The organism is Bacillus sp. EB106-02-03-XG38, from assembly GCF_058792175.1.
In genome coordinates this window covers 248,403-269,286 of sequence record NZ_JBYTED010000001.1, presented here as the reverse complement: position 1 = coordinate 269,286, position 20,884 = coordinate 248,403, and the positions used below count along the sequence as shown (strand labels likewise).

General features: G+C 34.2%; 25 protein-coding genes. 6 read left to right on the top strand and 19 right to left on the bottom strand.

Annotated elements, in window-relative coordinates; all coding sequences use genetic code 11:
- Window positions 1-17 precede the first annotated feature (17 nt).
- The 3 genes from AC3WTI_RS01325 to spoIIP all read right to left on the bottom strand — a co-directional run bounded on the left by AC3WTI_RS01325 (window position 18) and on the right by spoIIP (window position 2,645).
- The gene (locus AC3WTI_RS01325; RefSeq protein WP_097841402.1) at window positions 18-758 is read right to left on the bottom strand and encodes a M15 family metallopeptidase; all 741 of its coding nucleotides are present in this window, start codon (window positions 756-758) and stop codon (window positions 18-20) included.
- An 11-nt stretch (window positions 759-769) separates the two neighbouring features.
- A complete protein-coding gene (locus AC3WTI_RS01320) occupies window positions 770-1,267 on the bottom strand; it encodes a GNAT family N-acetyltransferase (protein ID WP_142286522.1) in 498 nt (165 codons plus the stop codon).
- Between the two features lie 223 nt (window positions 1,268-1,490).
- Window positions 1,491-2,645, bottom strand: coding sequence for a stage II sporulation protein SpoIIP (gene spoIIP / locus AC3WTI_RS01315; protein WP_087959612.1), 1,155 nt, complete (start codon window positions 2,643-2,645; stop codon window positions 1,491-1,493).
- 89 nt (window positions 2,646-2,734) lie between these two features.
- Here spoIIP and AC3WTI_RS01310 point away from each other — a divergent pair, with 89 nt between their 5' ends.
- Entirely contained in the window at window positions 2,735-3,031 is a 297-nt protein-coding gene (locus AC3WTI_RS01310) for a hypothetical protein (RefSeq protein WP_097841401.1), read from the top strand.
- A gap of 4 nt (window positions 3,032-3,035) precedes the next feature.
- Window positions 3,036-3,341: a permease gene (locus tag AC3WTI_RS01305; RefSeq protein ID WP_142305878.1), complete on the top strand. Its 306-nt coding sequence runs from the start codon at window positions 3,036-3,038 to the stop codon at window positions 3,339-3,341.
- Here the strand turns inward: AC3WTI_RS01305 and AC3WTI_RS01300 are convergent.
- From AC3WTI_RS01300 to cbpA, 4 genes are all read right to left on the bottom strand, one after another.
- On the bottom strand, window positions 3,314-3,841 hold the full coding sequence (locus AC3WTI_RS01300) for a DUF1572 domain-containing protein (RefSeq protein ID WP_087959610.1): 528 nt from the start codon (window positions 3,839-3,841) through the stop codon (window positions 3,314-3,316). The two genes, AC3WTI_RS01305 and AC3WTI_RS01300, sit on opposite strands and share 28 nt — an antisense overlap.
- Before the next feature lie 18 nt (window positions 3,842-3,859).
- Complete coding sequence (gene csaA / locus AC3WTI_RS01295) at window positions 3,860-4,189, bottom strand: chaperone CsaA (protein WP_048527442.1); 330 nt, start codon at window positions 4,187-4,189, stop codon at window positions 3,860-3,862.
- 67 nt (window positions 4,190-4,256) lie between these two features.
- Complete coding sequence (gene brnQ4 / locus AC3WTI_RS01290; RefSeq protein WP_395940406.1) at window positions 4,257-5,594, bottom strand: branched-chain amino acid transport system II carrier protein BrnQ4; 1,338 nt, start codon at window positions 5,592-5,594, stop codon at window positions 4,257-4,259.
- 442 nt (window positions 5,595-6,036) lie between these two features.
- Window positions 6,037-6,684, bottom strand: coding sequence for a cyclic di-AMP binding protein CbpA (cbpA, locus tag AC3WTI_RS01285; protein ID WP_087959607.1), 648 nt, complete (start codon window positions 6,682-6,684; stop codon window positions 6,037-6,039).
- A gap of 244 nt (window positions 6,685-6,928) precedes the next feature.
- Here cbpA and AC3WTI_RS01280 point away from each other — a divergent pair, with 244 nt between their 5' ends.
- From AC3WTI_RS01280 to AC3WTI_RS01270, 3 genes are all read left to right on the top strand, one after another.
- Complete coding sequence (locus AC3WTI_RS01280; protein WP_087959606.1) at window positions 6,929-7,798, top strand: hypothetical protein; 870 nt, start codon at window positions 6,929-6,931, stop codon at window positions 7,796-7,798.
- A 208-nt stretch (window positions 7,799-8,006) separates the two neighbouring features.
- Window positions 8,007-9,314 carry a hemolysin family protein gene (locus AC3WTI_RS01275; protein ID WP_048527438.1) on the top strand — a complete coding sequence of 436 codons (1,308 nt, stop codon included), beginning with the start codon at window positions 8,007-8,009 and terminating at the stop codon, window positions 9,312-9,314.
- Window position 9,315: 1 nt separating this feature from the next.
- On the top strand, window positions 9,316-9,798 hold the full coding sequence (locus tag AC3WTI_RS01270; RefSeq protein ID WP_097841398.1) for a DUF456 domain-containing protein: 483 nt from the start codon (window positions 9,316-9,318) through the stop codon (window positions 9,796-9,798).
- A 25-nt stretch (window positions 9,799-9,823) separates the two neighbouring features.
- On the opposite strand, the gene AC3WTI_RS01265 is transcribed toward AC3WTI_RS01270, so the two are convergent.
- The 4 genes from AC3WTI_RS01265 to cls form a co-directional block, all read right to left on the bottom strand.
- Window positions 9,824-10,444, bottom strand: coding sequence for an NAD(P)-dependent oxidoreductase (locus AC3WTI_RS01265; protein WP_087959604.1), 621 nt, complete (start codon window positions 10,442-10,444; stop codon window positions 9,824-9,826).
- A gap of 97 nt (window positions 10,445-10,541) precedes the next feature.
- Window positions 10,542-10,721, bottom strand: coding sequence for a hypothetical protein (locus tag AC3WTI_RS01260; RefSeq protein ID WP_001045960.1), 180 nt, complete (start codon window positions 10,719-10,721; stop codon window positions 10,542-10,544).
- Between the two features lie 188 nt (window positions 10,722-10,909).
- Window positions 10,910-11,368 carry a spore coat protein gene (locus tag AC3WTI_RS01255; RefSeq protein WP_097841397.1) on the bottom strand — a complete coding sequence of 153 codons (459 nt, stop codon included), beginning with the start codon at window positions 11,366-11,368 and terminating at the stop codon, window positions 10,910-10,912.
- A gap of 29 nt (window positions 11,369-11,397) precedes the next feature.
- Window positions 11,398-12,582, bottom strand: a complete 1,185-nt coding sequence (gene cls / locus AC3WTI_RS01250) for a cardiolipin synthase (RefSeq protein WP_142286523.1) — start codon at window positions 12,580-12,582, stop codon at window positions 11,398-11,400.
- Between the two features lie 160 nt (window positions 12,583-12,742).
- On the opposite strand from cls, the gene AC3WTI_RS01245 reads away from it, so the two are divergent.
- Window positions 12,743-12,829: a YjcZ family sporulation protein gene (locus AC3WTI_RS01245; RefSeq protein ID WP_000505094.1), complete on the top strand. Its 87-nt coding sequence runs from the start codon at window positions 12,743-12,745 to the stop codon at window positions 12,827-12,829.
- A 126-nt stretch (window positions 12,830-12,955) separates the two neighbouring features.
- On the opposite strand, the gene AC3WTI_RS01240 is transcribed toward AC3WTI_RS01245, so the two are convergent.
- From AC3WTI_RS01240 to cotH, 8 genes are all read right to left on the bottom strand, one after another.
- Complete coding sequence (locus AC3WTI_RS01240) at window positions 12,956-13,462, bottom strand: acyl-CoA thioesterase (protein ID WP_142286524.1); 507 nt, start codon at window positions 13,460-13,462, stop codon at window positions 12,956-12,958.
- Between the two features lie 195 nt (window positions 13,463-13,657).
- Window positions 13,658-14,527, bottom strand: a complete 870-nt coding sequence (locus AC3WTI_RS01235) for a TIGR03943 family putative permease subunit (protein WP_087959600.1) — start codon at window positions 14,525-14,527, stop codon at window positions 13,658-13,660.
- Between the two features lie 3 nt (window positions 14,528-14,530).
- Window positions 14,531-15,427, bottom strand: a complete 897-nt coding sequence (locus AC3WTI_RS01230; RefSeq protein WP_000418724.1) for a permease — start codon at window positions 15,425-15,427, stop codon at window positions 14,531-14,533.
- A 198-nt stretch (window positions 15,428-15,625) separates the two neighbouring features.
- Window positions 15,626-16,567, bottom strand: a complete 942-nt coding sequence (locus tag AC3WTI_RS01225) for a magnesium transporter CorA family protein (protein WP_000932392.1) — start codon at window positions 16,565-16,567, stop codon at window positions 15,626-15,628.
- 184 nt (window positions 16,568-16,751) lie between these two features.
- Window positions 16,752-18,131, bottom strand: a complete 1,380-nt coding sequence (locus tag AC3WTI_RS01220) for a putative polysaccharide biosynthesis protein (protein WP_097841396.1) — start codon at window positions 18,129-18,131, stop codon at window positions 16,752-16,754.
- A gap of 97 nt (window positions 18,132-18,228) precedes the next feature.
- Window positions 18,229-18,831: an undecaprenyl phosphate transporter UptA gene (uptA, locus tag AC3WTI_RS01215; protein WP_087959598.1), complete on the bottom strand. Its 603-nt coding sequence runs from the start codon at window positions 18,829-18,831 to the stop codon at window positions 18,229-18,231.
- A gap of 104 nt (window positions 18,832-18,935) precedes the next feature.
- Entirely contained in the window at window positions 18,936-19,553 is a 618-nt protein-coding gene (locus tag AC3WTI_RS01210; protein WP_087959597.1) for an NUDIX hydrolase N-terminal domain-containing protein, read from the bottom strand.
- 105 nt (window positions 19,554-19,658) lie between these two features.
- A complete protein-coding gene (gene cotH, locus AC3WTI_RS01205; RefSeq protein ID WP_097841395.1) occupies window positions 19,659-20,735 on the bottom strand; it encodes a spore coat protein CotH in 1,077 nt (358 codons plus the stop codon).
- Between the last annotated feature and the right edge of the window lie 149 nt (window positions 20,736-20,884).

The following is a 20,884-nucleotide window of genomic DNA, read 5'->3' as shown; positions in this document are numbered from 1 at the left end:
TCTCTCCCCTCAATTGTTCACTGCGTTACTTCTTCAAGTGTCAGTTGATTTTCATATAAATATGTAGCTTGTGGATTTCCCACATACCTCACGTGCCATGGTTCAAATCGATAGCCCGTAAGCGATTCTTTCTCTTTTGTATATCGAATGACAAAACCAAATTTATGGGCATTTTCAGAAAGCCACTGCCCTTCTTTCGTTTCACCAAAAATTGTCTCTAACTGAAACTTAGCAGATTGAGATGTAATATCCATTGCGAGCCCTGTTTGATGTTCACTCGTTCCAGGAACTGCACTAGACATCGCTGTTTTTGCTTCTCCATCTTGTTTTTTATACATCGTATTTAATGCTTTTTGTCGATCAAAAGATCTAAATCCAGAGACTGCAAATAAGAAAATGCGCTCCTTATCAGCTTGCTGAAACATTTCCTCTAATGCCCCTGCTGCTTCTTTCCTCATTTTTTTCTTTTCTTGATCACCTTCACTTGAGTAGCGCACTTTCGGAATAACTAAATCTGGCGGTCTATACCCATCTGGCAAACGCCTACTTTTATTTACAAGCACAAGCATCGAATTCGGATTACTAATGACCGCAATATCACCATCCATATTCGCAATCGTTTCTTTCGCTTTCGGAAATATGTTATTTACATTTACCTCGTGCGCCTGCTTATCCTTATACATTTTATAATTGACTCCTGCTACTCCAACAATAAGTACCATCGCTACGATACCAAGTAGTGTCCATCTTTTTTTCATATAACGACCTCTTATTTTAATAATTTGGCCATTTCATACTCATCGATGTTCTCTTCATCGATAATAAGAGCAGCTCTTTTGACACCTTCTTTCTCAAATCCAACTTTTTTATATAGTGCCTGAGCTCTTGTATTGTGGGCCATTACCGTTAATTCTAAACGCCATACATCATGTAATCTTGCCCACTTCTCAGCCTCTTTAAACAATCTCGTCCCAATACCTCGACCACTATACTCTTGCAAAATACCAATTACAACACTTGCTACATGTCTCTTTCTTTGCATATGATTCCCATTCACTAGAATAAACCCTACTATTCTCTCTTCTTCAGCTGCTACCAATATTGTTGCATACTTATTTTCAATAAAGCGATGAATCATTTGCTCTTGTTGCTCGGCTGTAAATTTCCTTTCTCCTGGTTCGTATAACATAAATTTCGTTTCTTCATCTAATTGCTTACTTAATTGCAAAAATGATGCTGCATCTTCTACTTGGATCTCCCTAATCACTTCAATCATCCTATCAGTTTTAGAATAAAAAGCTTTCCTTGTAAAAAGATTTTCTCTATTTTCCCGAAAATCCCTTTGTAAATCTCCCAGTATAATTTGACAAATTTCGATATTACTATAACAATGACAAATTATGTCTATTCTGTGACGTCTTATCATGACAAAAAAACGTAAGCATTATACTCACGTTTTTTCAAATTCTCCTACTCATTTTTGTTTTACTTTATCCATTCACCTTTTCTGCCTGCCAGAAATATTCACCAAACGCTTTAGCAAGGGCATCAATCGATCGGTTTAGTTCTTCCTCTGTATTATCTACGCCACCAACTTCAATTAATATCGCTTGCCCGGATAAATCTTGATTGTAAACACCATTTCCTGATTGGAATCCTTTTTGAATGACACCACGACTCATTCCTGGATACTTCTTACTAATCGTCTCATGTAAAGCCGTTGCTAATTGCAAGTTTTTTTCATAGTTTTTATTTCCTTTCCCTACTACAAATGCAAGCTTCGCATATGATTTATCACCAATTGTTTTTGTCGTAACATTCTTCCGAGCACTATCACGATGCAAGTCAAAGAAGTATTGCAGCTCTTTATTTCCTGTCATCGCTTCTTGTACAATTTCCCGTGACACTTTGTAAGAACTATTACTATTTAACCCTTTACTAATCAACTTTTGACCGACATCTGTCTTGTCGTTAGTAGCTCCAATCCCTTCACTTGCTAATTGTTCACGAAATCGATCGCCAACTATTGAAATATTCGTGACAGAACTTGTCGCTTTATTCGGATTTGGATCATTTGCTAAATTCAGTAACGGCAAATAAGATTCCCAGCTATGCGAATGATAAATAAACGCAACTTGTCGTTTCCCTGTCGTTTGAGCCGGTTGCTTTTTCTCTTTGCTCGTATCAGGCTTTTGAGCCTGTCCACCTTCTCCAGTCCGTTCTTTTACTACTTCTTCAAGTGGGACGCTCGACTCTATCGGTAAGTTAGAATAATTTGTCCCTTCACCCGCAATAACAATTTCTGTATCGTACTTACCAAAACCCGGTAGCTCTTTGCCAACAAAACTGCGTACATCGTTGAAACGAATATTCGTTGCCATAGAAAAAAGAAACGAAGAAATGGAAAAATCCTGATTTAAATTCCGATATTCCTGTGTAAAATAATGATTCTCTTTTCCAAGAACGTACATGTAACCATTCATCGATAACTCATTTAACCAATTATATAAATACGTTGACTTTGTCTCTTTCATAGAAGTTACCATCATACTAATAAGAAAAAAAGTCGCTAGTACTGTAGCAATAATAAATAATATTAACTTTCGTACACTCGTAAACTTCACATAAAAAAAGCCTCGATTCATACTATCACCCTCTCTATTTCAAGTTATGTACAAGCTCTAGAGAATAGACCGTCTAAATTCCGGCTATATTGTTAATGAGGTGAAATGAATTGAAGCTACTACTAGGAACATTACCCGTTGTTCTATCATTTATTTTTTATTGGCTTGCTAAGCATCCTACAATCCGCGTTGCGTTACATATTTCAGCGTACTTATCTCTTTATGTACTCGGTACAATTATTTCTATTCGTATATATGATGTTTTAATACAAGATTTAGTTTTCATGACAAGTATTCATAGCATTTTACTAAATCCATTTTTTCTAAGTGCAGGAGCGTATATAGGGATATACACTTTATACTTACTTTTGTCTTACATAATTACAAATATGAAAAATGGAGCGTAATGAAATGCAACCACCCTTCATCTGTCATATATGCAAAAAAAGAATTGCACGAAAGAAAGATCTTATTACTGCCGCACGGTACTGCCGCATGTATGTATTTCACAGTGATTGCTTTAAGCGGCAGCAAGTTTGCATCCCAAGATTTATCCCAATGAATACACTATTTAATTTCTTTCTAATTATATATGGGCTTATTTTTGGCAGCATTCTTATGATTACAGAACCATCTATCATTTTGGTTATTTTCTTATTTCCCATTCTATATCGGTTTCTTTCCTATTATTATGTTGAACGCTTTTTCTCTACATAACGTGCAGACTGTCCTCTAGGAATGCTTAAACATTCCCAATCATTTTCTTTTAACATTTTACCGATATAAATCATTTGGCCTATGTGCAAAGCATAATGAGAAATTTGTCTTTCAATTGCTTGCATAACAGTTTGCGCTTCACCGCGAATATATACGGTCTGTAATAAATGTTCCGGCGTTAGCACATTCATCGTTTTAAAAACAAATTCCCATCCTTCATGCCATGCTACGAGAACTTCTTCCTTAGAATGATAACCACCTTTAAATTCAGCATCTCGGTTACGATCTACTTTTTCACCGTCAGATGTTAAAAAATCCGTCCATCTAGAACGCATATTACCGCGTAGATGCTTAATTATGATTGCTATGCTATTTGTTTCTTCATAGGAAGACCATTCAATCTGTTCATATGATAATTGTAAAAGCACCCGTTCCCCTTGTTTCTTTGTTGCTTCAAAATTCGAAATGGCACATTGTAAATATTCTCGTCCGATATCCATGTTACCCCTGCCTTTACATTAACTAATTTTTGTTCCATTTGGTAATTCCATATTAGGCTGAAGTAATACTACATCACCCGCTTCAGGTACTCCGCCAAGCACAAGTACTTCTGATTTAAATCCAGCCACGCGCTTCGGTGGAAAGTTTACAATCGCAACGATTTGTTGCCCAACTAAATCTTCTGGATTGTACCTTTTCGTAATTTGAGCACTTGACTGCTTACTTCCAAGCTCTCCAAAATCAATTTCTAGTTTAATCGCTGGAACTCTTGCTTCCTTGAATTCCTCAGCACGTGTTACCGTTCCAATTCTTACATCCAAATTTAAAAAATCTTCAAAATTAGCCATTTTATCATTCCTCCCAATTATTACTTAGACAAAATAAAAAAATTCCCTTTTAAAAAAAGAAAGGCGCCTAAGCACCTTTCTTTTGCAATTCACTTGATTCATTTGATTTATAGAAGAAGAAACCGAGAATCCCGCCAATACATGATGGGATTAACCATCCTATTCCTTCTTTATATAAAGGTAACATTTGTAGTACGTTAGAAATCGCGTCAATTTTAATATTCGCACTTTCTAAACCGTTAAAGAAACTAATTAACAATGCACCTAAAATAGCTCCAATATAAATAGTATTACGCTTTCCGATCCATTTATGGAAGTAAGAAAGTACGATTAATACGATTGCAACTGGATAAATGATCATTAACACTGGTAATGTAACTGCGATTAATTGTGTTAAACCTAGGTTAGATACAATTAAACTAAAGACACAAACCATTGTTACAATCGCTTTATGCGAAAGTTTAGGGAATAAATTTGTAAAGAAGCCCGCACAAGCTGATGTTAATCCAACAGAAGTTGTTAAACATGCAAGGATAATAACAAGCCCTAATAAAATTTTACCACTTGTTCCATATAACTCATTTACAACATTCGTTAAAATAAGTCCACCATTCTCTGATACCCCAAGTGATGTACTTGTTGAACCAAGATAAGCAAGTGATAAATAAATTAACGTTAAACCAAGTACTGCAATAATACCTGATACTACTGTTATTTTTGCAACTTGACTACTTTCTTTTATTCCTTTAGAGCGGATAACTTGTACAACGACAATTCCAAATACAAGTGCACTAATTGCATCCATCGTTAAATATCCTTGAATAAATCCACCAAAGAAGGCATTTTCTTTGTATGCTGCTAGCGGCGTAGCCGGTTCTCCAATTGGATCAATAATTGCCTTTCCGACAATTACAGCAACAATCAATACTAACAATGGTGTAAGAAATTTCCCGAACCAATCCACTAATTTAGATGGATTTAATGATAAATACCAAGTTATTCCGAAGAAAATTATAGTGAAAAGAAATAGCATGTACCACTCGGAAACCAATGCCTCTGATAAAAATGGCTTCATACCCATTTCAAATGAAACGGCTCCAGTACGCGGAATCGCGAAAAATGGTCCAATTGCTAAATAACTAATCAATGGGAAAATAAACGCAAATAAAGGGTGAACTCTAGAAGATAGCGCTTTCAAGTCCCCCTCTACAAACGCGACAGCTGTTACAGCTAATAGGGGTAATCCGACTCCCGTTACTAGGAATCCAATTGTAGCAATCCAAACATTCTCTCCAGCTTGTTGCCCTAAAACTGGTGGGAAAATTAAATTTCCTGCTCCTAAAAATAGCGCAAATAACATTAAACCAATTGCTACCGTATCACCTGGCCTTAAACGTCCCTTCATACTTTTCATTTGCATAGCACTTTTTCATTGTTTATCTTTATTTTCACAATATGCTATGCATCCTCCTCTCTGCTCAAGCTGATAAAATATGCCCCTTACAAAGCAGTGTCTTTCTCCATAATTTCTCCATTCCCCTTATTCTTACTCTAACTATTAATTTTTGATTTTTGATTTTTTTGAATATTTAACTCATTAGAGTGGTATTGCGTGGAGTATAGTTGTCAGACCTCTTTGTTTTTATCACACATATAGTAACATATTTAGTTGAAAAATAAAAACATATTTTCAAATTGATTTTTTTGAAAATCAAAATTATCTACTTTTTTTATTCTTTTACACAAATTTTGTTACAATCTCAATTTTTACCCTATCATTATTTAAAAATAATTTTATACACGTAACATGCAAAAGCCATCCAACATAATTAGATGGCTTTTGCATGTTACTCTATCGTTTCAACTTCACGTGGATTTTTCATCTCTTCCACATATACAACTCTAAATCCGTGATCTTCTAAATCTTTCAATAACGTCTCTAATTCATCGTCGTTAAACTCTTCTCCTAATGTAAACATAATTCTTCGGACTAATAAGGCATCATTATCAAAAGTCATTAAACTTTGAATACCTGTATATTTTTTTAATACAGTCGATAATTTTTGAATAGCCCCGTTATAATCCTGCGTCCCAATCATGACAGAATATTTACTAGAATGAACGCCCCAAGCATCTTCTAATAACTCGAAAACTTTTTTATGCGTTAAAATTCCAAGAAATATTCCTTTTTCATCAACTACTGATAAATAAGGTAATTTTTTTATTGTAAAAAATACTTTAAAGAACGAAGAATCTTCTCTAACATAACCTTCTTTATCGTTTAATAATTGTACGACACTCTCTTCCAGCGAACCTTTATATTCTAAAATATCTACTTTGTATACATTCCCTAAATATTTCTCTTTTTTTTCATCTAAAACCGGTACACAACGATAACCAGTTTTATTTAAATGCTCCAGTGCTTCCCCTATTGTAATTGAACTTGAGCAAAATAAAACTTCCCTTTTCGGTACATAATTCCCTTTAATCCTCATAAACAGCCTCCTTATGTTAAAATACTTTCTGTGCCATAACTATATTATATTTTCAGAAAAAAATAAATAATTTATTTTACTTTTCTGAAAATTATTCATTTTCTTGTCATAATTTATTCACGTTTCATTCACTTATATCCCGTACAATACTAAACTTCTTTAAGAAAAATATATTGTAACTTACGCCGAAAAAAGCTAAAATAAGAATAAGAATTTTCTGAATATTCTAAGAGCAGGTGATTACATGTCTTTATTGCGCTCACATATATGTAAATTTATCGTTGGTGTTCTCATTATATTTATCATCAGTCCTATTCCTGCATTATTCATTACACATAAATACTCTTACATAACTGGCTTAATAAGCATTCTTCATAACTTCGCGCAACTCTCTTCTATGACAGTTCCAAAGATTGATTGGATGCACGAATCCATCTTTTTCTCTGCAAATCAGATGGTACATACTTCCAATCATTCAACACCGTTATTCCCTTACATATGGGAAATATATTTTTTATCGATTGTTCGTTTTACCTTTACTCTTGCGATCGGATTCTTCATCAGTTTAGGGATCGGCCATTTATTTTTTAAAGCACCTCATTCGGTTAAAAAGTTCACTTCCTTATTAAGATGGATACCTTACTCTTTGTGCACTGTATTATTACAATGCTCAGTCTTATTACTACTCCTATACATAGCAAACTTTATAAAACTTCCTTACTACTCATCTTTTATCATCGTTTGTAGTACTTCTATGATTATCGTTATGCAAGCAATTAAAAAATGGATTCCGTTCTTAAGTAACACAAATGAATATGAAATAAAACAATCTTCTTTCCTTGTAGATACATTGTTTTTGGCACTTACTTCGAATCACAAATCTATTTTAGGTTCCATTATACTTTCATTCGTTTTTATGGAATGCGTTTTTCATGCAAGCGGACTATTGCAATTTATCGTTCAATTCGGCGGGAATGCACCTATTATTATTACAATTAGCTTATTGCTTTTGTACATCCCGTATTGCATACTCTCGTTCCTTCAAACACTGTGGACGACAAACTACTTTAAACAACAATCATACGCTTTAACGAGAAGTATTCCAAAACCTTAATTTGAAATAACCCTCTATAATCTGAAAGTAGGGGGTTATTCCTTTTGTATAGCGGACAAAATAACAGCACATTCAAAAACTATTGCAGAAACATACCAATATTTACCCTTTTTCTTTGACTATTCTTTTCGTTTGGATTTATTATAAAAGTATAACATAATCGCAGGAGGTGACATCTTTATTCCCAAATACGGAATAGAGAACACACTTGGACATATTAAATATTTTTCTCATCTTTGTACTTATCCTTATTTCCGGCTTTTTCGTTGCATCAGAATTCGCTGTTGTAAAAGTACGAAAAAGTCGAATTGACCAACTTGCAAATGAAGGTAACAAACAAGCTTTAGCTGCAAGAAGTGTCATATCTAATTTAGATGTTTATTTATCAGCTTGTCAGCTCGGGATTACAATTACTTCTTTAGGACTTGGTTGGCTTGGTGAACCAACTGTGGAACATTTACTACGACCGCTCTTTGAAAAGATTAATATTACTGGAACAATGGCGAATACTTTATCCTTTATTATTGCTTTTAGTGTGATTACATTTTTCCATGTTGTATTAGGTGAATTAGTTCCAAAGTCTTTTGCAATTCAAAAAGCAGAAGCAATCACACTTAAGTTTGCACGACCACTTATTTTATTTGATAAAATTATGTATCCATTCATTTGGCTACTGAATAGCACAGCTATCTTTTTCACAAAACTACTCGGTTTAGAGCCTGCTAAAGAAAATGAACTCGCTCATTCTGAAGAGGAACTACGACTCATTTTAGGAGAAAGTTTCAAAAGTGGCGAAATAAATCAAACCGAATATAAATATGTAAATAATATTTTTGAATTTGACGACCGAGTTGCAAAAGAAATTATGGTTCCTCGTACAGAAATGATTTGCTTATCTACTGAAAATACGTTAGAAGAAAATATGGATATCGTCGCAACTGAAAAGTATACACGCTATCCTATCATCGAAAAAGATAAAGATGATATTATCGGTATGATCAATACGAAAGAAGTATTTCACGATCAAACGAAAGGCATTCATAAGCCACTTGAATCCTACATTCATCCAGTACTTACTGTATTTGAAACTGTTCCCATTCGCAAAACGTTAGTACATTTACAAAAGAATCGCGTTCAAATGGCAATTGTTATGGATGAATATGGTGGAACTGCTGGACTTTTAACAATGGAAGATATTCTTGAAGAAATCATTGGAGAAATTCAAGATGAGTTTGATGCGGATGAATCACCTATGATTGAAAAACGCACGCCGAAGTTAACTGTTTTAGATGGGAAAGTGCTCATTTCTGAAGTAAATGATATGTTTGGCCTACATATTGATGATAGCGATTTAGATACAATTGGAGGCTGGCTCCTCTCCCAAGCAGTAGACTTAAATATTGAGGCTGGCTATTTCATTGAATTTGCAGGTTTTCAATTTAAAGCACTAGAACTTGATGGACATCAAGTGAAAAAAATTGCAGTACATAAATTAGACACAAAAAAGGAGTTATAAAGTGACAGTATTATTAACAATTTGTATCATTGCTTGTTTCATTGTTTCATTTCTCTCCTTTATTTATCCAATCATTCCAGGCATCCTTGCTGTTTGGGCTGGATATTTCATTTACCATTTTGGTATAAATGGCGGAGAACTAACAACTTCCTTTTGGATTATTCAAGTTATTTTCACCCTATTCATTTTCGTTGCTGATTTTATTGCAAATGGATATTTCTTAAAGAAATACGGGAGTTCTAAATGGGGAGAACGTGTCGGTATGATTTCTATCATTGTCGGATCTTTCTTCTTCCCACCATTCGGTTTAATTATCATACCGTTCTTATCGATATTTATTACAGAGCTCATGCATAAAAAAGCGCCAAAAGACGCCTTTCTAGTAGGAGTTGCTACTGTAGTTGGTTTTTTAAGCAGTACAGTAGCGAAAGCCATTCTCCAAATCATTATGATTATCATATTTGTATGTTATATCGTCTTTTAACCATCCCAGTTTCGGGATGGTTTTTTTAATAGGAAATGCCTACTCGGCTATTCTCATATTCATTTTCACTACATAGATTCCACGTAAATTGTGCTGTATCACCAACTGTTATTTTCGCTCCCCCTTCTGGTAATACATCTTTTTCAGTTCGATATACTCCTGTTACATCACCGTCTATTAAATGCGTCGGACAAACGACCGTCCAACATAAATTACTACTACTCAGTAATTTATATGCAGCTAAATGATCTTCTGCTGCGGTTGTTGTCTTCCTTTTTGATTCCGTTGATTGAAATCGATATAAATTTAGATTTGTTCTCGCTTGTAAAATACCTGCTGTTCCTATTGTAATGATTTTATGAATCTCTTCTTCTTCCATTTGCTTTATAATATATGGCATACTCTTCGCTAACGTACCACTTCGATCCGTGCCAAGTGCACTTATTACTATATCGCTTCCTTCAATCGCTTTCTTTATATCATTTTCATTTAGTACATTACCTTCTATCATTCGTAACCTTTCATCTTGTATTTCTACTCTCTTTACATCACGGGCTAATGCAGTCACTTCAGCTGAATCCTTTAATGCTAATTTAATTATGGTGGAACCTACTCGACCTGTTGCTCCTAATATACATACTTTCATTTGTTTCCCCCCTCTTTCATTCTTCCTCTATTTTTCAATAATCTCAATCAATTTACAACAAAAAAGCTTCCTCATATAAGAGGAAGCTCTATTATTTTTATTTCTTTTCTTTAGAATCGGTAGACTTCTCAGTTCCACTGGTTTCTTTATCCTTTTTGTCTTCTTGTTGTGTTGTTGTATCGTCTTCTTTCTTCTTGTCCTCACCTTTACTACAACCTACCATTAATAAAGAACTTGCAAGCGCCATAGCAGTTAATGATTTAACCCATTTGTTCATTTGCGTTTCCTCCTTTAGATAGAATATGTACAATCCCCATATTACTCTCTATTTTTAAAGGAGAGATTGAAAAATAGTAAATAAACGGTAAATATTTGTAAATTTTCTGACAATAAACATAGACATCTATTCTTTTTTCTCCGTGAAAAGTAAAAAAACTAAGGCGCCTATCTTTCCGCCTTAGTTTCTTATGCAAACTTCTCATTTTCATATACATGTTGAATCTTATACTCTTTCTTCACAACATATTGCCATACACTATAGGCATAACGATTCATTTTTAAGAAGCAATTTTCTAAAAACGAGCGGAATTCTGGATTTGCAACTTCAACTGCCACTTGAGCAAACTTTATTGCTAACCGTTTTAAATGCGAAATATAACAAGTTGCAATATACATATCACCTGTATATTTACTATCAGTTTCCTTTTCCATTTCATGAAACTGATATGGAATTGATTCACAAGTTATATGTTGTACATTCTCTCCTTCTTGAAAGTTCACTTGTTCATTATATGCTTGCAACATATATGGTAAATGATGTTGTAATAATTCCTTTAATTCTTCGTCTCTTACCTCTCCTGTATACTCCCCAACCTTATATATAAGCATATAACTATACCTCATTAATTCTTTCATACAATCCATGAAAGTGCCTCCTTCCTTTTGCCTATATGCTATAAATATGATGCTATAACATTTGCTATTCTTGCTAAAAACCAATCCCATTTACTAATTTTCTCAAAGTCTTCTTTCGAAAACCTTTTTGATTTATGGAAGTCTTCTTTTAATCGGTTCCATACGTCAGCAACAACTGTTTTATCATATATGACACAGTTAGATTCACAATTTAAATAAAAACTTCTATTATCAAAATTCGCTGTACCTATATCGACAATTTCTCCATCAATGATTGTTACTTTCCCGTGAAAAAAACCATTCCGATATTGATAAATCTCCGCTCCAGCATGGTTCATCTCTCTCAAATACGGATAGGCAGCTTGTTTTAACAATACGGCGTCGCTTTTAAATGGTACAAGAATTTTCACGTTGACACCGCGGTTTAATGCATCTTTTAGCACTTTCATCATTTCTTTACTTGGTACAAAATATGGCGTAGCAATAACTAAAGACTTTTTAGCCTGCTTTAAAAGTGCTCCATATTTTTCCCATAACCCTTTTCCATTTGAAAATAAATATTGATATTTTACATTCCCAATTGCAGGTAAACTTTCATGTACAGGCATTTTTCCTCCTGTATCTTCTTTCCAGTCAGCAGCAAATTTTCTTTCCATATCCGTAGCACCATTCCCAATAACTCGCACATGATAATCACGCCACGGGCCAAATTTCGGATCTTGTCCAAGGTACTCCATTCCAATATTAAAACCGCCGATATATGATACTTTTCCGTCAATCGTAACTATGCGTCTATGGTTTCGTTGATGCAACGAATAGAATACATGTTTCAATTTAGGTTTTTTACTAAACGTAAACTGGACACCATTGCTTTTTAGTTGATGAATTCTCTTTTTCTTCAGCTTATATCCACCTATTCGATCGACTGACAATTTTACTTCTACTCCACGCAATGCCTTTTTCTCGAGCAACTGCAAAAACTCATTGCTGATTTCATCTTTACCTACAATATAAAAATGGATATATATGTACTTTTCTGCATTATGTATATCCTCAAATAATTTCGTATATAACTCTTCACCGTTCGTATACAGTTGAAATTCACCTAATCGAACTTGTCCTACTTCATATTCACTAGCCATCTTCTTCCCCATTTCCACATCGATGTTCATCCAAATGAATACACCTATTAAGCAAAGGATTACAACGAAAAAGTGTTTCATGGATATTTTCCTTTCTCCACTTACTGTTATTTCTATATCTTCCCTTTTTTAATACAATATCATTCAAGAAAATATGTCATTACATGATATATGTCCATATCAAACAATAGCTCATTTGCATATTGTATGTTGTATCTTAAAATAAAAGGAGGAAATAACAATGGGCTTCGCACATGGTAATGGATTCGCGCTATTAGTCGTATTATTTATCCTCTTAATCATCGTCGGTGCTGCTTGCTTCTGCTAAGTAGTTATCGTCATATGATATGTGGATGAAAAAACTATAAAAGCGGACACCTATTTTTAGGTGTCCGCTTTTCATATGAAAAACATTTCAGTCCGTTATTGTAACTTTAACGACTAAATATTCAACTCAAAAAGTTAGTAATGTGGCTACTTTCTTACTCTCCGCCTTACGTATATGACGTTGTTCTGCACGCAGTACTGCAATGCGATGTAATTCTTTCTCTTCCTCTGTTTCAGGGATTACTCGCGGCACAGGGACAGGACTATTTTCTTTACTAAGTGCAACGAAAGTAACAAATGATGTTGCTGCGATACGTTTCTCGCCTGAAATTAAATCTTCTGCTACTACCTTCACAAATACTTCCATAGAAGTTCTACCCGTCCAAATTACAAAGGATTCATAACTAACACAATCTGAAGAGCGAACAGGATGTAAGAAATCTACCCAATCCATAGATGCTGTGACACATTCTTTCCTGGCATGCCTCGTTGCTGAAATAGAAGCAACCATATCCATCTCGGCTAATATCTTTCCACCAAATAGCGTATTATGATCATTCAAATCTGTTGGAAATACTCGGCTCGTTTTAAACACCCTGGATTCATTAGCTGTTTTTCCCTTTACTTCAGTCATTGTTATCACCTCTTTGATTATTTCATCCGCTATTTACAGATATTAAGACTCCCACCACACAATTCGGCTGGAGCAAAGAAGTTCGGTAAGAGTTCCATTTCCCATTAACACTAGAACAGTATGAACTTACTATCACTACATATTTAATATTAACAACATTCAGAACCCTTAGTCCACAAAAAAGAACCGATGTTATCAATCGGCTCCTCTAAATACATATTGTTCTTTCGGCTGTTCAACTTTATTCCATTTCGTTACTTCTAAAACAGGGATATTTGCATGGAACGGCTGATAAAATTCAGTAGAAATTTCTCCCTCTATTTGAATCCAATCATCATTTTTCCATTCTACACCTTCTGGTTTTTTCACTAACATACCATATACACCAGAATCCGCTACACAATGTATAATACCGAAACGGAATAAGAAATATTGTTCTTTTTTAGAAGAATCATCTCTAAAAACAAATCCTTTAAAAGATAATTTTTTCCCAGTAAACTCGCCAGGATAATTATAAATTGTTTCCATTCCCTTTAAGAAATTTTCATCATTTAAGGTAATACTATCTTTCGTTACAAACTCTTTCTTCCCTTTTTCCATTACACCACGGTATCCTTCTTTTCCGTAATAAATACTCGTGTCTGGTCTTAAAAATTGCCTTCTCATAAATGGATCTGTACTTTCTGCTTGCGCAACAGGAAAATGAAATCCTTTCGCCTTAACGATATCTGAATCTAACGTTGCAATCGGGAAAAACAACCCTGATACAATAGGAAAACAGAACAACGAGTACGAAAATACTTTTTTCAACCATGTATTCTCATCTTTTGAATGGTCATGCCCGCAATGGCTATGATCACAACCACAATCCTGTTTCCCCTGTTCTTTCTCATGTTCTTTTTGGAATACGATAATAATTTGAACGACCGTTAAAAATCCTAAAATAATAGCTGCTGTTGTTGATAAATAGGCATACTTCATATTTATATACTTCGTAATGTTACCGGAAATATGAAGCTGCGCGATTAAGATTGTAAACCCTAATAATATATACGCTCGAAACATAACCTACCACCCCATCGCATAAATGAGTAGTGAGCTTGCATAAACAACAAGTGTAACTGTAACTGTAACGACAATTACAAATTTCGTTTTAAACGTTGCAAGCATCATAAACATATTTTTAATATCCACCATCGGTCCATATACGAGGAACGCGACAAGTGATGCTGTTGAAAATGTACTTTGGAATGACGAAGCAATAAACGCATCTGCTTCTGAACAAAGTGATAATATGTAAGCAAGCCCCATCATAACAGCTGGTGAAGAGAATGGCCCTTGTCCTATAGCAAGAAGTGTTGAAGTTTGTACGAACGTTTGAACTGCAGCTGCAATTAACGCACCTAATACTAAATATTTTCCCATTGAGAAAAATTCCTCAACAGCATGCGTACATACATCCCACATTTTTTTACGTAATGGACGCTTATGATTCACTTCTGGGAAGTGATCATCTCGTAATTGATGTTCTTTAAACATAAATGATAATATAATTCCAACGATAATTGCTACGATAATCGCTACAATAGAACGATACCATACCATGTGCATACTACTTCCAAAGGCAACGTATGTTGCAAATAATACGACCGGATTAATAATTGGCCCAGTTAACATAAATGCAATCCCGGCATATGGCGGAACCCCTTTTCCGATTAATCGCCTAACAATCGGAACGATTCCACATTCACAACCTGGAAACATCATCCCTAAAAAAGTAGCCATTAAAACAGACAGAAATCGGTTTTTCGGCATCCATTTTGCTACCATATCTTCTGTCACAAACATTTGAATGAATCCTGAAATAAATACACCAATGAGCACAAAAGGAAGTGCTTCGATCAATATGGAGATAAAGATTGTATTCATTTGCAGGAATGCTTTCGGTAATTGAAACAATTCCATGATGTATTTCCTCCAACTTTTCATTAACAATATGTAATTTTAACCCCATTTCACTAATTGGACAAGACTTATACGGAATTCACCTCATTCATATACATTACATTTTATAAGTTATATTCTATTCAAAATTTGGGATTTCATAGCAAAAAAGCTGCTCTAGCGCAGTTACACAACTATGCTAGAGCAGCTTTCTTCTCGTTAAAAGTAACGTTTCTTCCAAAAAACAAACGCTAATGTGAAAGATAGTGTTACACATATTATAAGTACAATTACAAAACCATGTGCTTCCCCTTCAAACGGAACCTTTACGTTCATTCCAAAGAAACTAGAAACCATCGTTGGTAAAGATAAAATGATCGTGATAGACGTTAACAGTTTCATAACACTATTTAAATTATTTGATATAACGGAGCTAAAAGTATTCATCATCCCACTTAAAATGTGACTATATATTTCCGCCATTTCAATCGCCTGTTTATTTTCAATTAATACATCTTCTAATAAATCTTGATCATCTTCATACATTTTTAAAAATGTACTGTTACGCATTAATTTTTGAATTACAATTTTATTCGCCTTTAATGATGTTGTAAAGTAAACTAAACTTTTTTCAAGGCCTAGCAATGTGAAAATCTCTTTATTTTTCATCGACTTATTTAATTGATGCTCTAAATCGATTGTTTTTCTGTTAATTTGCTTTAAGTATCTTAAATAATAAGTAGAAATCGTATATAAGAGCTGAAGTGCAAAGCGTGTCTTTTTAAACGTATAAAATTCTTTAATACGTTGATTAATAAAACGTTCAAAAATTGGATTTTCTTCTAAACAAATTGTCACAAAACAATCTGGCATTACAATCATACCTATTGGAATCGTGTCATAAATCGAATTTCCTTCTTCATCATGTCTAACTGTTGGAATATCCACGATTATTAAAGTATTATTGTCTTCCTTTTCAATACGAGAGCGTTCTTCATCATCTAAAGGGTCTTTAATGAAATCTAAGTCTACATTTAAAGTTTGTACTAGATATTGAATTTCTTCTTCCGTTGGATGAAGTACATTAATCCAGCAACCCTTTTGCATTTCCTCAACCTCTTGTAGTTTTCCGTTTCGGTCTGTTAAATAAATATTTAACATACTATCACCCCGATTCTTTTTACATGTAGGAATCTACCTCTCTTACAGAACAGTTTTTGAACCGCCATTCTCAGCATATGAAACATACGTTTAAATTTCAATAGAAAAATTATTTTGAAAACGTTTTTATAAGAAAAATATTCTAAACAAAGAAAAAGACAGAGTGCTCTCTGCCTTAAAAAGCTTATGTTGCCTTTATAACATATTTAGAAAGCATCCACAAGTTAAAGCCAACTGAAATCGTATAACCAGCGTATGTTGAAATAATAAAACTTACATAATCGAAATACGGAAGCAATACAATATTTAAAACTATCTTCACAATAATGCCAATTACTAATCCTAGCACTGTTTTCTGTTGTTGATTAATTCCTTGTAACATCGCAGCTGTTACTGTAAAAAGCGAAAAGAGTATACAGGCAGGAGCATAATACTGTAAAATCACTCTCCCCATCTCCGGATCATTTCCGGCACCAAATAAAAGAGTATATACTGGTTTTGCTAACAACATCATTCCAATTGCCGCGGGTACCGTAATACCTACTACCAATAGATTCGTCCTTGTAAAATGTTTATACAGTAACTTCACATTTCCTGCTGTATAGGCTTTTGTCATCTCAGGTACGAGAGACATACTAAAAGCAGTCGCAACCGAAACTGGGATAAGTACAACCATCTGAACAAGACCAATTATTGCATTGGTTTTCTCCGCTTCTCCTTGCATATATCCTATTTGTATTAGTAGTTTATTAATTGTAAATGTATCAATCGTCTGATACAACGGAATTGCTAATCCTACCACAACAAACGGTATTGAATATGTAAAGAGCTCCTTGTACAGCGAAAAGAGCGATTTCGTTGTTTGCGGGATACTTGCCATTTCTTTTTTCTTTAAGTGCTTTCTCCTTTTTATATAATACGCACTTAAAACTGTTAATCCACCTATCGCTCCCATAAAGGCACCGAACGTTGATATACCAACTGCTAGCGAGACAGAAGCTTTTAAAATATATAACACGACAAAGCTTCCTATTAAAATCGTTAAGACTCGAAAAAATTGTTCTACAACTACACTTAGAGCAGAAGGCCCCATCGATTGGAACCCTTGAAAAAACCCCCTTAATAAACTCATTACTGGTACAAGTATTAACGCAAAGCTTACAATTTGAATATTAGTAGTGACCGCTGTTATACTATTCCCTGTTTGATCATTTCCATCGATTACAAGTTTAGCTAAATGCGGAGCTAATATATATAGCGTAAAACATGAGATGACTCCCATTATTAACATAAAAAAGATACCACTCTTTAGTACTCTTTTAACCGTATGATAATCATTCAGTTGATCATATTTTGATACCATTTTTGAAACGGCCAGTGGTAGTCCCATCGTCGCAATGCTGAGCATAATCGTATAGGGGCGATATGCATATGTGTATAAAACGTACCCACTCGTACCTACCATTGCTGTAAATGGTATAACATATATAAATCCTAACATTTTAGATATCATCGTTGCCATCGTTAAAAATATCGTTCCACGTATAAACGGTGACCCTTTCATCACATTCCTCCGCTACGCTTTATTATTACACATTATGGACAACTCCTTTTCTTTAGAACCGAAACAATTAAAAAAAGCCAATGAAAAATCATTGACTTTAACGCGCTGCTCTTTTCTTTTTGAAATACTTTAATCCGAAGTATAAAGCAACAAAGAGAACAGCTCCTATAATTATGTAATGTGTGTAATCAGATGCATACTCTTTAATGTGTCGCCAATTCCCACCAAGCTTTTCACCTAAGTATATAAACAGTATTGACCATGGAATAATCGCAACTACTGTATACAGTGTAAATAGCTTTAATGGCATTTTAGCTAATCCTGCTGGAATAGAGATTGCATGACGTACGACTGGAATAAAGCGTGCAGAAAAGATTACTCCTGCTCCGTAACGCTTAAACCAATTTTCCGCTATGTCTAAGTGGTGCTTATTAATCAGTAGATATTTCCCATATTTCTCTACAACTGGACGCCCACCATAGTATCCAAGCCAATATAAAAAGATTTGAGCTAACGTACCACCGATTGTTCCAGCAATAACTGCACCGACAAAGCTAATTTTACCATCGGCAACTAAAAATCCCGCATACGAAAGTACAATCTCACTCGGAATAATTTCAATCATTAAAGCTAGCGCTACTCCAAAGTAACCTAAGCTTGCAAAAAATTGCAATAACTGATCTATTATGCTTGCTAACATTTTATTTTCTATCTCCTTTTTTCTTCACATACCATCCCATTATTACATAAAGGTTGCATTCTGCCAATATCTTCATCCCAACAATTTGATCGGCGTAAGCACTATTAATCTATTAATATTTCTTTCATAGGTTCTTTCATATAAGCAAACATTTCTTTAATTTGTCCTTTTGTATTTCTAGCAACTGATAAATTAGGTAATTCATCCTCACCAAAAAATTCCACATCTTCTGTTTCAATACTCGTCTTCTTTTCACCACCGATAATCTTACAACCTATAAAAATTTTATATACATGTGTTACTGAAGGTGATGGTTGATGTTTTTCTTTATCAAATATAGCGAATAACTTAAAATCATCTACTTCATAACCCGTCTCTTCTAAAACTTCTTTTGCCGCTACTTCTGTCGGCGTATAACCGATATCAGCCCATCCACCTGGCAACGCCCATTTCCCATCACTTTTTTCTTTCACAAATAATAACTTTTCATTTTGAAAAACAACTGCTCTTATATCAACTTTTGGTGTTTGATAGCCTGTCTCGCTTGCAAATAGCTTCTCTACAACTTCCCAATCTGTCTTCGTATAATGTGACATCATTGAAATGGAAATATCCCGTAATTGTTGGAAACGTTCTATATCATACACATCCTTAGAATACGTTAAACCTGCTTGAGCTATAGATTGTATTTGTTTTGCCCAATCAATCCATTTTATCGTCATGTTTCCACATCCCTATTTTTTATTAAGTGAATAGTACATCAATTCTATTTATACATATTCATTATACAAAAAAAGAGATTGATAATGTTCCAATCTCTTTCAAAATTAATCCAATTCATGTAAATGATCTTGTATATATTTTCTTCTTTTATTTATATATTCCTCAATCATATCAGCTTCTTGATCAAATATTTCTAATTTCCCTTTCATATACGGATCTTGTATTAAATATGGACGAATCAATTCACACAAGCCTTCTACTTTCGGCATCATAAACGCAACGGTAAATTGTTCTTCTAATATTTCTTCCAAAATACTTCGGTATTGTTTTCTAAATACAGGTATATCTAACAACCTTGCGCTTAATGTGTTATATCCTTGAATGCGAATATATTCATGATTAAGCGGTCTCCCTTGTACATCTCGTCCCCAAGTCGCATCATAATCCCACGGTATCACCTCAAATAAATTTGTTTCATCGTTATGATATAGCGCATAGTTATGAACAAAACCATCAAAGTTTTGCGTGAAAATGACGCCAGCTAACCACCTTAAATATTTATCTACATGTAGAAACTTCCCAATTTCTTTTTCATAAGCTTCCCTCGACAAAGCATTCGCTTGAAATACAAATTCACTCAGTTGTTCTTTACTATTTTCATTCGAATATTTAAATTCATACCCCGCAAAAAGCTCGGTCTTAACATCTTTATCTCTCTCACTCATTAAAGAAAAATTCGCATCATCATCTATTGCATAATAAATAGAACCACTCGGTAATCCTCTATTTTTCAAAAAGTTTTCATCAACTGATTCTAACTGTAAATATACACCTTGAATTTGACCATTAATTTTTATAAATACATGTTGTGATTTTGGCGAAAGCACACCAATATCGTGAAAAAAGTCTAAAGATAATTTATTTCGTATGAGAGATGGATCCATAAACTCCGAATTTAAATGAAACTCTTTCGCACCTTGAAATTTTCTCGGTTTATAAAACATAACATGATAAGACTTTTTCTCAAATTCACGAATATGAGCACCTCGGTATACGATATCAATGTCATACTTCTTTTTTCCATAAGTTAATTTTGCTGGCACTGGACTGTCTGACCAAATGTCTTTTTTCAATTCCACTAGGTACATTGGATGAATAAAAAAATCATATGAAGGCAGCATATTTTCTCATCCCTTCTCAGTTCTCTTCATTCAATGTATGCACCTTGCCTTGTCCATACATCCGCTATCATCTATTTATATAAAATTACACTCTTGTCCTGTTCAGAAAAACGTCATATCTCATATCATGTTAAGGAAAAAGAATACCT